Consider the following 14,414-nt stretch of genomic DNA (forward strand, 5'->3'; position numbering starts at 1 on the left):
TTTCTGTACAACCTGAAACATCATTGAATCATGCCGAAAAAGTATGCATTTTTTATTATATCCTTAATAAACCCCTCTTATCTTATTTTTCCAACCCTGATTACTACATACTTGCAGTGACATTGTCTTCCTTAAACGATATAATAGTGACAACTTGCTTTTGCTTTGAGATTGTTTGTAAAGCGAAGAAGAAAGGACCGTGTCTAATGAACAAACCATTATACATGCTGCTTACTCCTTTTTTAGGCTTAATTTTGCTCGTAAGCATCAATACTGCGACCGCTTATGAAATTCCCAATAATCCCTACCAACAAAAAGATCTTCAAAGTTATTCCGTCTCACAGGTGGCGGACTGGGGACTAACCAGTCAACAAATTGCAGATTCCAATTCCACCGAGACAATTGATCCCACTAAGGCCAAAACCGCGAATAAGACTGAAACAAAAACCGGCAATACAACGGAGAGCAAAGAATCAGCAGAGATCAAAACGGCTTCTTCCCAAAGGGCTACTCCATTATCGACCGCTTCCCGCGGAGAAAGCGATTCCAGAACAACCAAAGCCGCAAAGACTTCCAGTAAGGCTTCCGTTTCGGCTAAAGCCTCTCAAAGCAGTACTACAGTCAAATCTGCGGACCAAAACAAAGTCGACGCGATCATCGGGACAGCAAAAAAATACCTTGGAGTGCCTTATTTATATGGGGGGACTACCCCTTCAGGATTTGACTGTTCAGGATATGTAAGATATGTTTTCAATCAAAACGGCTTATCCTTGCCAAGAACAGCCCGGGAACAATATACCGTCGGGAGCAAAGTCTCCTCCCTTCAGGCCGGAGACCTTGTATTTTTCTCGACCAACAGTAACGGAAAAATCGACCATGTCGGGATTTATTTAGGAGGAGGAAACTTTATCAATTCCACCTCATCCCGCGGAGTAATCATTTCCTCCCTTAACTCATACTGGCAGCCACGTTATGTTGGGGCCAAAAGAGTTCTATAACAAGCACACCACAAAAAACAGCCCCGTTAGGCAGTCCTTAGTAAAACAGTATTTGAACGAAGTATAGCGTAGCATAAAAAGCTACGCTCTTTCTTCATCTATTGGGTTATTCAGTTCTGGCAAAATCCCCACCAAAATCAGAGGGAAATCTGAATAGATTTCATTGTTCTTTCTATGGCTGCCGTTAAAACATCTTTTAATAAGATTATAGCAAAATACATTAATTCTTATAAATATTAGATTTGGAAATTACTTTATTCATGCTATCAGTGAGCTTGACTTGGATCTCTATATTTTCTATCCTCTTCGGCAGGTCAATCCTTAACATGTCCGGACTAGAATACGTCGTATTGACTTCTTTGCCATTGAGATAAACCTTGTCATTTTCCACAAAGCTACTTCCTTGTATGATCAATGAGTTTTCGGAAGACAAAACGCTCGAAATCACCGGCAAGGCATCACCTTGAATATAGTTTACGTTTTGAGATGGTTTATGATCCGGTTCAAGATTATAGCTATATTCTTTACCGAACAGCAAATCATATTGAAGCAATTCATAATCGCTAAACGTATTCTCTGGTATGTTGGCCGCATTCCAGTGATCTTTGCTGATTATCACCTCATTACCCTTTTGCATAAGATTGGAAAGAAGATCGGTGATGGGACTACCCGACTTTTGAGCGGTTTGAAGGGCGTAAGTACCCATGAAATTGGCCGATAATTTAAGATCGTGTTTTACAGTTGTTGAGAAATTGTTCCATGTTACAAAGGGAACACTATGCAAGTTTAAATAATCTTGATAAGAATTTCCATCCTGCTCAATAAATCCTGCCTCTTTATAAACGCTGTAATTATCTCCTAACATCGGTAAGTGATCGCCATAAAAGATTACCAAGGTAGGTTCATTAATATTTTTTAAGCCATCAATCAGTTGCTGAAGAGATTTATCAACATCATTGATTGTATTGGCGTAATTATCCAAAATAGCCTGAGATTGTGAACTTAATTCAGAGTCGGTTGCCTTGATCACATTTTGCGGGTTTTCCGTTGTTGAATAAGGGCCATGCCCTTCCATGGAAACAGCATAGATAAAATCCGGCTCGCTCGTCTTTTTAACCTGATTGAGAATTTGATTTGTCAGCTCTGTATCACTAATATACTGACCGTAATATTGGGGCGAATTGAGAAACTCTTTACTGATGAATTTATCGAATCCCAACTCCTGATAAACTTTTTGCCGGCCATAAAACCAATTGTCGTAAGTATGGATAGCCGAAGTGGCATAACCTTGTTGGCCGAGAATTGCCGGCAAAGCTTCAATCGGCCGATTAATATATTGATCATAGGCAATAGCGCCATTAAGTAAAAACTGTGTTGAGAACCCAGTCAAGGCCTCAAATTCGGTATTGGCGGTACCCCCGCCATACACGGGAGAAAGCATGATACCGCTTGACTGAGATTTTTGAAGAGAATGAAAGAATGGAATGGGATCTTGATTAAATGAAACGTCTTTCATTAAAGTGGGGTCCCAAAAGGCCTCACTCATGACCAAAATAATATTAGGTTTGAGATCGGCATCAACCGGATAAGAAGGAGTACTGTTATTTTGAACAATCTTATTGATCCCATCCTCCTGATAGTTATCCGGTTCGGAAACCTTAAGATATTCCGAATCCATAAGGAAACCAAGCATTGTTCCGTTTTGATCATAATTTAGAGATTGACTATAACTAATTAGTTGAAGGGCAAAAGTATTTTGGATAGGAGCTAAGTAAGAATAAAAAGCAAATACGACTAAGAATGAACAAACAAATACCACAGTCCGATAACGCTGCTTTCTTTGCTTAAAAATATGTTTAAATATCAACGTAATCAGAGCAATCGTGATGATAATAAAAATCCCGATGAAAATAAAAACATTTTGGAAATGGCCTGAAATCCCAAAAGCCTCTTTCGCTAAAAGAAAATCTGTTGGCAGTAAGGGTTCTCCTTTAACTTTCAATTTTTGGTGACTAATAAATCCCAAACAAGAAAATAGAGATAGAAAAATAGTGCTGGTGACTAAGTAAGCCCTTTTAGGCAAGACATAAAATATATTTATGATTCCAAACATTAGAATATAGTTAAGAAAAAACTCCGCTGGGTAGCTTCTAATCCATGTTATCACTTCTTTTAAGTTTCCGTCTGAAAAGCCCTCCAAGGCCAGTATCGCTAATATAGGAACAATAAGAACAAACAGCAGCAGATTTCTAGTTATCCCATCCAGTTTTCGATCAAACACAATTACTCCTCCGTTTAACTAAGATACTGATTTCAATAAGCAATATAGGTCAACTGCCGATTTCCAGCAACCCACGATTTCATATTTAGTAAAAAAATTATTAAGCTAAAGGCTGATTAAGCTTTAGCTTATTCTAAATTGAGTTCAAAGCTTTGACAAACTATACTTTATTCCTTAATACTTATAATTAACTTTGAAAATTGCCTATTGCCTATTTCTAGGAGCGCCTGAAATAAGTAACCTCGTTTTTGGAGGCAAGAAACGATCATTCACAGTTAGTAACAAGGGATTATTACATCATTATCAGCGGCCAGCAGATCTCATTGACTAGCCCGGTCCCCGCTTACTAATTCGCTGTGTATTTTGATATATTCTATATTTTTTCACTGTTTTCCTCTAAATAAATAGAAAAACCCCTTTCCTTATTCTAAAAGGAAAAAGGGTTAACCATTTCTTCATCCTTACTTTTCTACCAATGCCAAATATCTTAAACAATATTATATTTGTGTTTAAGCTCATTAAGAAAGTCCAAATCCTCCTCAGGCTGTTCTGGATAATTTATCCTGATATATTTGTAATACAGAAGAATAATCAGCTACCAATTGATCAAAGATGCTGCTCCAGGATTTCCCCTTAATGTGTTTCAGGGCATTATCCGCCAGAATTTTCAGGAGTATTTTATCTTCAATCAATGTGATTATCGCTTTAGCCAAATTTTCGCTATCCCGCGGGGAACACATCAAACCATTGTATGAATCAAGGACATTATCTTTAACTCCGCCCGCATTTACCGCAATCACCGGTAATCCTGAAGCCATAGCTTCAAGAACAACATTACCGAAAGTCTCTGTGCTGGACGGGAAGACAAAGGCATCACAGGAAGCATAAATCCTGGCTAATTCCTGGCCTTCTAAATAACCGGTTAAAAGGACATTCTTATCAGTGCGTTCCTTCAGAAGCTTGGCATAGGGACCTTCTCCAACAAGGATAAATTGGACCTTATCCGCATAGCTTACATTTACCCTTTCGATACCGGCGATCAGGATATCCAGATCCTTTTCAGCCGCAAGCCTGCCGACATAGAGAAAAGTTGTCTTATTTTCCATCTTAAACTGTTTCCTTATTTCTGAGTCCCGTAATTTCGGGCTAAATGTGTTCATATCAATCCCTCTGGACCATAAACGCAAATTCTTAATTCCCTTGTTTTCTAAAATCTTTAAGGTTTCAATTGAAGGACAAAAGTTTAAATCGCTGAATCGATGAAACCATTTAAAGAGACCCCAAACGACATTTTCTAAATACTCAAGATTGTAATACTTCAGATAATCATCAAAATTGGTATGGAATGAAGAAACGATGGGAATGCCCCTCTCCCTGGCATACCTTAAGCCCGCCAGCCCAATTCCCAAAGGATCTGTCAGATGAACAAGATCCGGCGCGAATTGATCGGCCAGGCGAGACAAGTTCGCATAGAGCGGAAAGGAAAGACGGCACTCCGGATAAAACGGAACACTGATACTTTTAAACCTCACGACAGGAGATGGAACTTGGCTCCTCTCTATTTCCTCATATTGCGGAGCAAAGACCATGTGTTTTATTTCTTTTTCCGCGAGATATTCTCCCAGTCTTTTCAGGGTATTGCTAACTCCATTGATTTGCGGAAGGTAGGTATCGGTAAAATAAGCTATTCTCATCCCACTCACTCCAATCAATCCCTTGATCAAAATATAAAGATAAAATTGAAACACAGACGAGGATATTGACTCCCACTGCATGGACAATATCCTCTTCAAAAGGTGCAGAATCCTCGGTGATCAGATCCAAGTATCTTTCATGCCTCTCAACAATATAGTCCAGTATTTTAGTTGGAGATGTTAATAACTCAGAATGATGAACATTTTGTGTCTTCAGCCTCTTCTTCTTTTTCCAAAAATGGGACATCAGACGGAACTCATAAAGGTAGTGCTCTACGATTTCATCCCGAAAAAATTCCGAGTGAGCATAACAAAAAAAATCTGAAAGATAGTGAGTGATCACACCCATCCTTTCAGATAACTGTTTTGACCATCGCCCGGTTTCCTGATGCTCGGAAAGTTTTTCAATCTCTCCTCGGACAAACTCTACTGCAGCATGTTTATAGTGAGGAACGGAACCAGGCTGTAAATCAGGTTTAATATTTCCGTATAGAAAGCTGATTTTATTGATGTGAATATTAAGTTCTTTTTCAATGGACTTGCAGATTACTCGTGCCAATTGCCAATGCATTAATATATTCATCACTTCACATCCCTACATAAAGGCTAGCATTTGCACAAAAAAAATTTAACACTTCCTTGTAAAGTAAGCGTTTGAATTGAGTAAAGGCAAAATTAAATTTTTCAGGATCTATGATTTGCTCTGTCTGTTTGAGAAAAACCTCATATACAGGCAGCGGAATTTCAATCATTTTCTCTTGTTTTTCCATGCTCTAATCACACCTGAAACCCGCATGAAATCTAGAAAGATCGGCATTTTACCCCAGATATTTTGCGAGATTTTGCGCTCGAAAACTTCGCTGCCTTTGAGCTTTTTTCCAGCCGCGCGATCAATCAGGCAGGATAATTCCTCGCCATTTATACCATTGTGGCTTCGCCGTCCGATTTTGGCCAACGGAAACGCCCGCGCTCCAGCCTTTTAAAATACAGTCAGAGACCGTCTCCGTCCCATTCGAGAATTTTCTGACGGTCGCGGTTTTTTCTGCAGAATACAAACAGGGCGTCGGCGAACGGGTCCAGGGAAAAGCTTTGCTGTACGAGCGCCATTAAGTCCGTTGATCGATTTTCTCATATCCGTGTGTCCGCACAGATACACGGGTTTGTCGCCGAATCGCATCATAGCGACTTGAGGACGCGGCAGACCTTCGCCAGCAGTTTAGGGTCAGTCTCAGCATTCACGTTGATATGACAGCCGCCGGCCTCGATGGTTAGGGTATGCTCGGCGGACTAATAGGCTCAGTCCTTAAGCTGCTCCCATCCGCTTGGCACAAGATTCTCCCCGAGGCTTTGTGTTCTTATAAGCTCGGCACAGGCCGCTTCACGCACTTTCTTCTGTCTGTAATAGTAAGTAGTTTCACTGATTCCCTTTTCTGCGCAGAAGGCGTTGACTGTTAGTCCGCTGGCCATTCGTTCTTTTCCGGCCTCGCCCAGTCCGACAGCCGAAACTGCGTTACGATTTTTTGTCCGTGGTAGTGTCAATGATCTTTCGCAAATTTCTGCTTGGCAGGTTGTTTTCTATTTTGACCCCAGAGCAAGACTTGATATGGGGGTGCTGGATGCTACCCTTAAGATCGGGATGGGGCTTACTCCAAAAGAAGACATCATTTGAGCCACATCCCGCGACCCATTGAAGCATCCGGCGCAGGGTCCCATGTCAAGTCTACCCCAGAGATGATTTGTTTTTATCCGACCACAAGATTGTTGTCTTTATTCATTTCCTCCAGATGTTTCATACTCATATACATCTTGGTTCCCCAGGTTTTACTTGCTACATGCCTAAGCCGGGCGCAAACCAGCATCAGTGCCGAGTTGCCGTCTGGGAAGGCCCCCACAACACGGGTTCTGCGTCTGATCTCCCGATTCAGTCTTTCAATAACATTATTGCTCCGGAGTTTTGACCAGTGCACCTGCGGGAAATCCATGTAAGTCAGGGTTTCCTGGATACTGTCTTCAATCTTCTTGGCTGCTTCTTTCAGCTTCATGTCCCGCAGTTTATTAACGACAGCAACTGCTTTTTCTTTGGCTGCTGCTTTGTCTTCTTGGGCATGGATTGCCTTGAGCATAGCCGCGACTTCTTTCATCTTCGAACGCGGTGTAACGGAGAATACATTTCGGTAAAAATGTACGCTGCAGCGCTGAAATTTGGCGTTAGGGAAGGTTTCATTGACGGCTTCCATCAGCCCCAGGCATTTGTCCCCGATGAATAGCTGCGTTCCAGTGAGTCCTCGTTCTTTTAAGCTTTTCAGGAATTCCTGCCAACTTGCTTTGTCTTCTTTCATGCCTTCGCCGGCGCCGATGACTTCTCTGTATCCGTCTTCGTTAACGGCCATGGCAATAAGTATTGCCACGTTCTCATATTCGCCGCCCCAGTTTCGTTTGAGGTAAATTCCGTCGACGTATACATACGGATATTTGCTCTGCAGAGGTCGGCTGCGCCAAGTATCGATGTGTCCGTATACTTTTTTGTTCAGATTGCTCACGGTCCCGGCCGACACTTTGGTTCCCCATAACGCTTCGGTGATGTCCTCTACCCGGCGAACCGAAACACCGGCTAAGTACATTTCGATCAGGGCTTCTTCCACGGAGCTTTCCCGCCGCCGATAGCGTTCGATGATGGCTGTTTCAAAAGCTACGCCTTTTAGCTTCGGCACTTTTAGCTTCACCTCTCCAGAAGTGGTGATCAGGTTTCTCTGATAGTGGCCAGACCTGTATCCTTTTCGTTCTTCCGAACGTTCATACCGCCCGGCCTCAATCAGCGCGGCGGCTTCCTGGTCGAGCAAGTCGTTCAATGTTTCTTCCACACTATGGCGTACTAATTCCTTCAATTCCTGCTTTATTGCACCTTCGTTTAAGTGTATAATTTTCTCAGACATATTCGCAATTCCTCCTTGGTAGATTTGGTGTGGTAACTTTATCTTACCAAGCAGTTGCGTTTATGTCTTTATTCATAAACACTCATTTTCAATTTGCGAAATTAATTATACCTTATCGACGCTTACGACTAAACCAACGAGAACGCAAAGAAAAAACACACCGACTTATTCAAGTAGGTGCATTCAAGGAATTAAGGATCTAAGACAGAATGAAAAGGGGCAATAAATATCTTTAATAGACAAAATAGTGCGTATCTTTGATTCAACTCGATAGACCATTCCGCAGAGGTTGCTGTGTCCCATAACCGTAGATTCCACTAAAGTATTCTGACTAAAAAAATTACATTTTTGATTTAATAATTTTAATTAAAAATGTAATAATTATTACACCAAATACAATACCATACATAATCATTGCCCTATCAAACATTTGACTAGATATTTTATTTCTGAATGAAACTGTAAGGAGTATAATAGCTATTAAGATACCACCTAGTATGTTATAAAAGAATATTGTCGTGTTTTTCATTTATTACTCCTTAATATTAATTAAACCTCATAATAAGATTAATGATTTTAGAATCCTATTATGAGGTTTTTCTAAGATCATGTATTTTTATTTCACTGATCTATTAATTATTTACGTGAAATTTAAGAGTATAGCCCCTTGTTATAGGTGAAGCCATTGCAACTGGGATAAATGATCCTGAAACCCCTCCATGGTTTGAGGCATACCAAAAATATGCTGAACCTAATCCCATTACGCCCATTGCGATAGTAGATGCAACAGCTACTGGCATTCCAACGCCCGTTAATCCTAATATACCTGCAAGGGTGGCCGCAGAGATTGATCCTCCTGCTAAAATTGCTGCAATATCACTACATTCACTTGCAGACCACCAAAAGTCCCAGCCATACCATCTTGGAGTAACCAAATTTGGTGAAATTTGTCCACTTGTTCCTGAATAATTTTTTGCAACATTGGTAGTATATGCTTCTGTATTTTTATTTGATTGTATATCATAGGTGCCATTCTTGGTTTCTACAATAGATAAACTCTTATTTTGTACCATTTTATTCATTTCAGTATAAGTATTTTTTAAGTTATTAATTTGATCATTTGACAAGCCTACTTTTGACGCTTTATCTACATCAAATATGATTTGAGAATCTGTAATTATAAGGCACTGAGTAATCTTGTCATTCATTGCTTTAACATCAGATACTTGTGCTTTTATTATTGACGCTGAAGGTTGCTCTATAACAGTAGCATTAGCTGGTATAACTCCTCCAGTAACTAGGATAGTCATCATTAATAAAACACATGAAATTACTTTTTTAAATTTATTTTTCATTATTAAATTAACTCCTTTACTACCTTTAATTTTGGTTTTTAATAATACTCGATGGAAAGGACTAAAGTTAGGAAATTGTAACCCAGGGTAACTGTTCTTAACCATATGACCTGTATACTGAATAATATATAACCACAGCCATTGGTCATTTGTTTTTGATCTCACAAACCCAACTTCAAACGCCTTAATTAATAAATTATCCCTATATTAATTTTTTTTCCACCTTTCATGTTAAACCCAAAAGGTGGAATGTTAACAATTCCCCAAAATAGATTATTATTGTATATATTATATATCTTTCTATTTATTCCTTTTCATGGGATATTATTTGTGGTTTTCCGACATTTTTTTATTTTCTTTTGAATCCTCTTTTTTAATGTTTGATCAAAAAAATAAAAGGGTAAAAGTTTTGGCGATGACGCCTCTCATAGAGCCTGAACCCTGCAGAAAACTATCAAAGCCCTGAAAAGGCACCCCATAAATGGAACTGTCTATAAAGGCGATACGATTGGGTATCTTGACCAAGTTGTATTGCATATAGTCTATCTTGAGCGTGTTCTTATTCAGCCCGGTGGAAAACGGAATATCTTTTTCAAATACTGTTTTCATCCAGGACATTTTCGGGGTGCCCAGATAACCGCAGCGAAAAAAACACTTTTGTACTGGAGGGGGCAATTCGGCAATATCCGCCTGGGAAAACACTCCTGTTTCCGACTGGGTTTCAGCAATCATCCAGGCGGATGTTTGCTGAAAATCCGACTTCAAAGGTGAGTATGGTTGAATAAAATAAATAACAATCAGCAAAATAGCTACTGCCATAATACCAATCATGATGCTGAACATATCTATTCTTTACTCCCCCATTTCTTTCTTCTAAAAAGTTTAATCCTGTTATTTTGCTTCCTTTTTTTTATTATCCATTTCTCTGCTTCCCTTTAACTCATTTTCTTTTGGAACCACTGCCTGTTCATAGCTTTCGATCTTAAAGTTCAGCCGCTCCATGGTTTCTTGCATATCTTCCATTTTTGCGATCAGCTGATTACGCTGTTCGGTTAAAAGCTCCTTGCGCGCTTGTATGGTTTCATCGCCCTGTTGAAACAGCAAAACATATTCAATCAATACTTCAATCGGCAGACCGGCGTTTCTCATGCATTTGATAAATTCAATCCACTTGCAGTCTTCTTCGGTGTAATCCCTCATTCCGCTTTTATTGCGGCTGATACGGGGAATCAATCCGATTCGTTCATAATAGCGGAGTGTATCCTGGGAAATATCAAATCTTTTACTCACTTCCGCAATGCTCATTTGAAAATTCATTCCTTTCCGAGGCCAAAAATGCATGCAGGGAACCTTTTACAGCCCCTTTCAGACTATTTTGAGGAAACGGATTCAAACGTATTCGTTACCTCTTTCAAGTATTGAATAATCTCAATATGCTGGGGACAATGCCTTTCACATTGCTTACACTCTATACACTCAGATGCCTTTCCATAAGTTTTCGTATAATTATCATAATATACCCTTTGTATCGAAAACCCGGTCGGCAAGGATTGTTTTTCCGCATTATATAAAGCAAAATACTTGGAAATCGCTATATGTTTCGGACACCCTTCCAGGCAGTACCGGCAGGCTGTACATGGGATGGCAATTGCCTGATTGATCATCTCCACAGCTTGTTCAACAATATTGTATTCATCCTGCACAAATTCTTTAAACTCTTGCATATAGCTTGTATTATCCAGTAACTGCTTCATATCGGTCATCCCGCTTAGGACCATCATCACCCCTTCAAGACTTGCCGCATAACGGATAGCCCATGATGTTACGGACATATCCGGATGGCGGTCCTGAAATAATTTTTCGGCCTGCTCAGGCACTTCAGCCAGTGCCCCGCCCTTGACAGGTTCCATAACAATAATAGGCACATTATATTTTTTTGCCGTTTCGTAACACTTCCGGGACTGAATGCTTTCATTCTCCCAGTCGAGATAATTGATCTGAAGCTGGACAAAATCAATTTCAGGGTGAGCAGCCAGAATTTCTTCTAATAAATCCGCATGATCATGGTAAGAAAAACCGGCCTGTCTGATTTTCCCCTGTTTTTTCTTCTGCTGAATAAATGCGAAACTGTCCAATCTTTTGGCTGTTTTATAGTTCTCTGCGCCGAGGTTATGAAGAAGATAATAATCGAAATAATCCACACCGCATTTTTCTAGCTGCTCCTTAAAAATTCTCTCCTGGTCTTCTCTTGTTTTTAAATACATTGTTGGTAATTTTGTCGCTAAAACGAAGCTGTCTCTTTTGTGACGCTTTACTAAAGATTCTTTTATCGCGATCTCACTTTTACCTGAATGATACATATATGCCGTATCAAAATAGGTAAACCCTTTTTCCAGAAAACTATCCACCATTTGATTTAAGGTATCCAGATCAATGCTTGCCTGATCATTCTGATTTTTTAACGGTAACCGCATAAATCCAAACCCCAGCTTTTTCATTCCCATAGATATCCCTCCGTCTGAGCAAGCTCCATTTTATTCTCTTGCCTAAACTTTAACACTTGAAGTTTACTCTAAGTCAAGAAATTTTATGAAAATTCATTCCAAAATTTCATCTGATCCTGTTCTTTGGGGCGAATCCTGATATATCTGTCCATAATCAGGATAAAATATTGTCTTAACTGCTCGGTTTCAGAGCATGTTTCTGATGCTTTGCGCGTTATGACTCTGAAAATTGAAATCTCGGAATGTGTTTTGCTTTGACACACTATCCTCATCTTCCGGTGTTTTCTCAATAGCCTCTTTAAGCTGAGCCTTCAGACTCTGATCCGCCGTAACCTGATATAAATCATACATATACGGGACTGCCGCATCGGACAGGCCGGATAAAGCCTCGACATCAAGCTTTTCCAAGGTTCCATCTTGATACCTGTCAATATTATAGGCTGCGATGCGCCCGTCAACATTTCCATAACTCAGGATCAGGAATAAGATCACAAATCCCCCAATCATAACCCTGGCTGCATTGAATTTTTTGAACTGCCTGACAGCTGTCACCGTAAAGATTAAGAACAACACAACCATAAACCAGGTCGTATAAACACGCATTTGGGTCAAGCCATAGTAATTGATGTACATCATCATTTTGCTGATGGCCGTGATGATCAACATTAAAGTGAAAAGACATAACGCTGCTGTTTCTATGCCCAGGACTCTCACCTTTTCTCTTTTTACAATGAGATGGGCCAGCATGATCACGGCTAGGTTGATCCCGGCTACCGCACAAAGTTCAAAAAAACCTCTCCGGGCATACTCCGCATACGTCATGAGTTCCGGAAGACGATTATTGAATGCTGAGAAAAGATAGCTGATCTGGGAAAGGAAGAAGAGAATAAAGACAAGATTTAAGGCAGTCAAAGCCGAATATACCGTCACTCCCGGGGCGAAACGGAAGGCTGCCGCCATTTTATCTACCGACTCGATGGTCACTGACCCTGTATTTTTTCCATAACGGTCGCCGTAGATCAAACCGTACAGGTAGCAGGCAACTGGAATACCTAAGATGATTTGGACAATGATATCCATTGACACGTTAAAATGCAGGTCAGCGACGACTCCTGCAAAAGCCGCATCAGCTTTTATTAAAAGATTAACGACGGCAGCCAGGACCGGAATAATCACAAGAATACCGAGCATGCCGGCCAAAAGTGATTTCCCCTTCTGGTTTCCGGAAATAAAGAATTTAAGCGAGCCAAAGCAACTAGAAAAATTCCTGAACGGGATAACCAGTGCCTGGTGATAGAAATCACCCAGAATATAGACGGAAATCTTTTTTTCCAGGGTTCTCCCCGTGGACAGACTGATCCAATAGATTACGGCGATCGTAAGAAAAAGAAAATTCAATCCTTTGATCAGGATATTATCAAAGGCCAGGAAAACCAGAGCAGACATGATAACGACAGCCAAACCCAACAGGCTTCTTCTCGTTTGCTGAATTCCCCCGGGTTTCAGATAAATGACGGTACTCAGGCAGAATATAGAAGCAAATAAAGTTACACCTGCCCCAAGCGCAGGCAGCCGGATCAAATTCCAGTATAAAAAGCCGCAGGCCAGCATGGCCAGGGCAAAAATAATATCGTTTCTGGTATACCTTGTATTATCCGCTCCATTATTCATCTTTTCTCTTCTCCTTCCAGGTATTCTAAAATATCTCCGGGCTGACAGTTTAGAACCTTGCATATTTCTTCCAGGGTCGAAAAACGAATGGCTTTGGCCTTGTTATTTTTCAAAATCGATAGATTGGCCGGAGTGATTCCAATTTTCTCCGCCAGCTCGCCGGCGGAAATTTTTCTTTTTGCCATAATGACGTCCAGATTAACGACAATCAATGAGAATTCCCCCCTAAATCGTGAAATCATTTTCCTGTTTAATGACAATCGCTTGTTCAAAAACATTTTTGATCACACGCAGGATTAACCCTAAAAAAGCAGCGCAGATGGCAATCATCACGAAAAGAATATAGTAAAATCCTGAGATAAATAAAATGGCGGAGACAATGAAACTGCACCATGACAATACCCGTAAAAGCCTGACATTTTTTTCTGCGAAAACCTCTCCCTGTCTGATGTTGGCAAGCAATCTGTTCAGGCAGATCAAAGACAGCAATCCCGGCAAAGCACAGGCATACACCGTCAGGAGTAAAGGACGGATAATTTCAGGATCCTTTCCGGCGAAATTCACATATGTAGGGACCAAATGCGGCATAGCAAAAGCAGTCAAGATAACCAGGACAATCGCTGCCTTTGTACAGATAGAAGACAATATTACGGATTTATTGGGATTCCACATCGTATCATTCCTTTCTCTTATGCTGATTCAATTTTATGAGGATTATTATTATTTGTCAATATAATTTTATTGTTTTTCGATATATTTATATTGTTTATTGATAATAATACTTTGGCTATTACTTTGGCTATTCGTTTTATAAACTAGTCGGTAGTAAGTTGAAAGGCGAGATGCCATTTTGTAGACTGAAAAGCAATCTTTGTAACTGACAACTGAATATTTGAAAACGAAACGCAGTATTTGTATTCGGAATGCATGCTCTGAAAACGAAATGCAACTTTAATAACCGACTTGCAGTTTGATTTA

General features: G+C 40.1%; 17 protein-coding genes. 2 read left to right on the top strand and 15 right to left on the bottom strand.

What is annotated here, in order from left to right; all coding sequences use genetic code 11:
* Window positions 1–206: 206 nt before the first annotated feature.
* Window positions 207–998: a C40 family peptidase gene (locus tag SGLY_RS09810; RefSeq protein WP_013625134.1), complete on the top strand. Its 792-nt coding sequence runs from the start codon at window positions 207–209 to the stop codon at window positions 996–998.
* A 220-nt stretch (window positions 999–1,218) separates the two neighbouring features.
* Here SGLY_RS09810 and SGLY_RS09815 read toward each other — a convergent pair whose 3' ends face one another.
* The 7 genes from SGLY_RS09815 to tnpA form a co-directional block, all read right to left on the bottom strand.
* Window positions 1,219–3,279, bottom strand: a complete 2,061-nt coding sequence (locus tag SGLY_RS09815; protein ID WP_013625135.1) for an LTA synthase family protein — start codon at window positions 3,277–3,279, stop codon at window positions 1,219–1,221.
* Window positions 3,280–3,818: 539 nt separating this feature from the next.
* Window positions 3,819–4,973 carry a glycosyltransferase family 4 protein gene (locus tag SGLY_RS09820; RefSeq protein WP_013625136.1) on the bottom strand — a complete coding sequence of 385 codons (1,155 nt, stop codon included), beginning with the start codon at window positions 4,971–4,973 and terminating at the stop codon, window positions 3,819–3,821.
* Complete coding sequence (locus SGLY_RS09825; protein WP_013625137.1) at window positions 4,921–5,556, bottom strand: zinc dependent phospholipase C family protein; 636 nt, start codon at window positions 5,554–5,556, stop codon at window positions 4,921–4,923. Before SGLY_RS09825 ends, SGLY_RS09820 begins: the two co-directional genes overlap by 53 nt.
* 4 nt (window positions 5,557–5,560) lie before the next feature.
* A complete protein-coding gene (locus SGLY_RS09830) occupies window positions 5,561–5,743 on the bottom strand; it encodes a hypothetical protein (RefSeq protein ID WP_013625138.1) in 183 nt (60 codons plus the stop codon).
* Window positions 5,722–5,928: a hypothetical protein gene (locus SGLY_RS17575; RefSeq protein WP_083811224.1), complete on the bottom strand. Its 207-nt coding sequence runs from the start codon at window positions 5,926–5,928 to the stop codon at window positions 5,722–5,724. Before SGLY_RS17575 ends, SGLY_RS09830 begins: the two co-directional genes overlap by 22 nt.
* A 35-nt stretch (window positions 5,929–5,963) precedes the next feature.
* Window positions 5,964–6,080 carry an IS66 family insertion sequence element accessory protein TnpB gene (tnpB, locus tag SGLY_RS18645; protein ID WP_083811225.1) on the bottom strand — a complete coding sequence of 39 codons (117 nt, stop codon included), beginning with the start codon at window positions 6,078–6,080 and terminating at the stop codon, window positions 5,964–5,966.
* 189 nt (window positions 6,081–6,269) lie between these two features.
* Complete coding sequence (tnpA, locus tag SGLY_RS18650) at window positions 6,270–6,440, bottom strand: IS66 family insertion sequence element accessory protein TnpA (protein ID WP_427916597.1); 171 nt, start codon at window positions 6,438–6,440, stop codon at window positions 6,270–6,272.
* Here tnpA and SGLY_RS18155 point away from each other — a divergent pair.
* Window positions 6,418–6,642 carry a hypothetical protein gene (locus SGLY_RS18155; RefSeq protein ID WP_169312024.1) on the top strand — a complete coding sequence of 75 codons (225 nt, stop codon included), beginning with the start codon at window positions 6,418–6,420 and terminating at the stop codon, window positions 6,640–6,642. The genes tnpA and SGLY_RS18155 overlap by 23 nt on opposite strands.
* 73 nt (window positions 6,643–6,715) lie before the next feature.
* Here the strand turns inward: SGLY_RS18155 and SGLY_RS09845 are convergent, their stop codons facing one another.
* The 8 genes from SGLY_RS09845 to SGLY_RS09885 form a co-directional block, all read right to left on the bottom strand.
* The gene (locus SGLY_RS09845; protein ID WP_013623695.1) at window positions 6,716–7,906 is read right to left on the bottom strand and encodes an IS256 family transposase; all 1,191 of its coding nucleotides are present in this window, start codon (window positions 7,904–7,906) and stop codon (window positions 6,716–6,718) included.
* A gap of 632 nt (window positions 7,907–8,538) precedes the next feature.
* On the bottom strand, window positions 8,539–9,261 hold the full coding sequence (locus SGLY_RS09855) for a hypothetical protein (protein WP_013625140.1): 723 nt from the start codon (window positions 9,259–9,261) through the stop codon (window positions 8,539–8,541).
* 384 nt (window positions 9,262–9,645) lie between these two features.
* The gene (locus SGLY_RS09860) at window positions 9,646–10,104 is read right to left on the bottom strand and encodes a DUF6544 family protein (RefSeq protein WP_013625141.1); all 459 of its coding nucleotides are present in this window, start codon (window positions 10,102–10,104) and stop codon (window positions 9,646–9,648) included.
* Window positions 10,105–10,152: 48 nt separating this feature from the next.
* Entirely contained in the window at window positions 10,153–10,566 is a 414-nt protein-coding gene (locus SGLY_RS09865; RefSeq protein ID WP_013625142.1) for a MerR family transcriptional regulator, read from the bottom strand.
* Between the two features lie 65 nt (window positions 10,567–10,631).
* Window positions 10,632–11,765 carry an aldo/keto reductase gene (locus tag SGLY_RS09870; protein ID WP_013625143.1) on the bottom strand — a complete coding sequence of 378 codons (1,134 nt, stop codon included), beginning with the start codon at window positions 11,763–11,765 and terminating at the stop codon, window positions 10,632–10,634.
* A gap of 186 nt (window positions 11,766–11,951) precedes the next feature.
* Window positions 11,952–13,436 (bottom strand): DUF4153 domain-containing protein, encoded by a 1,485-nt coding sequence (locus SGLY_RS09875; protein WP_013625144.1) that lies wholly within the window; start codon window positions 13,434–13,436, stop codon window positions 11,952–11,954.
* Entirely contained in the window at window positions 13,433–13,648 is a 216-nt protein-coding gene (locus tag SGLY_RS09880) for a helix-turn-helix domain-containing protein (protein WP_013625145.1), read from the bottom strand. The genes SGLY_RS09875 and SGLY_RS09880 overlap by 4 nt, the downstream gene beginning before the upstream one ends.
* A 13-nt stretch (window positions 13,649–13,661) precedes the next feature.
* The gene (locus SGLY_RS09885) at window positions 13,662–14,108 is read right to left on the bottom strand and encodes a DUF2975 domain-containing protein (protein ID WP_013625146.1); all 447 of its coding nucleotides are present in this window, start codon (window positions 14,106–14,108) and stop codon (window positions 13,662–13,664) included.
* Between the last annotated feature and the right edge of the window lie 306 nt (window positions 14,109–14,414).

The organism is Syntrophobotulus glycolicus DSM 8271, from assembly GCF_000190635.1.
Taxonomy (GTDB): domain Bacteria; phylum Bacillota; class Desulfitobacteriia; order Desulfitobacteriales; family Syntrophobotulaceae; genus Syntrophobotulus; species Syntrophobotulus glycolicus.

Bases quoted from the DNA above. Each gene is read 5' to 3' on its own strand.
- SGLY_RS09810 (WP_013625134.1), top strand. From the start codon at position 207: ATGAACAAACCATTATACATGCTGCTTACTCCTTTTTTAGGCTTAATT.
- SGLY_RS09820 (WP_013625136.1), bottom strand. From the start codon at position 4,973: ATGAGAATAGCTTATTTTACCGATACCTACCTTCCGCAAATCAATGGA.
- tnpB (WP_083811225.1), bottom strand. From the start codon at position 6,080: ATGGCGCTCGTACAGCAAAGCTTTTCCCTGGACCCGTTCGCCGACGCC.
- SGLY_RS09870 (WP_013625143.1), bottom strand. From the start codon at position 11,765: ATGGGAATGAAAAAGCTGGGGTTTGGATTTATGCGGTTACCGTTAAAA.
- SGLY_RS09845 (WP_013623695.1), bottom strand. From the start codon at position 7,906: ATGTCTGAGAAAATTATACACTTAAACGAAGGTGCAATAAAGCAGGAA.
- SGLY_RS09860 (WP_013625141.1), bottom strand. From the start codon at position 10,104: ATGTTCAGCATCATGATTGGTATTATGGCAGTAGCTATTTTGCTGATT.
- SGLY_RS09825 (WP_013625137.1), bottom strand. From the start codon at position 5,556: ATGAATATATTAATGCATTGGCAATTGGCACGAGTAATCTGCAAGTCC.
- SGLY_RS09830 (WP_013625138.1), bottom strand. From the start codon at position 5,743: ATGGAAAAACAAGAGAAAATGATTGAAATTCCGCTGCCTGTATATGAG.
- SGLY_RS09865 (WP_013625142.1), bottom strand. From the start codon at position 10,566: ATGAGCATTGCGGAAGTGAGTAAAAGATTTGATATTTCCCAGGATACA.
- tnpA (WP_427916597.1), bottom strand. From the start codon at position 6,440: ATGGCCAGCGGACTAACAGTCAACGCCTTCTGCGCAGAAAAGGGAATC.
- SGLY_RS09885 (WP_013625146.1), bottom strand. From the start codon at position 14,108: ATGTGGAATCCCAATAAATCCGTAATATTGTCTTCTATCTGTACAAAG.
- SGLY_RS09855 (WP_013625140.1), bottom strand. From the start codon at position 9,261: ATGAAAAATAAATTTAAAAAAGTAATTTCATGTGTTTTATTAATGATG.
- SGLY_RS09875 (WP_013625144.1), bottom strand. From the start codon at position 13,436: ATGAATAATGGAGCGGATAATACAAGGTATACCAGAAACGATATTATT.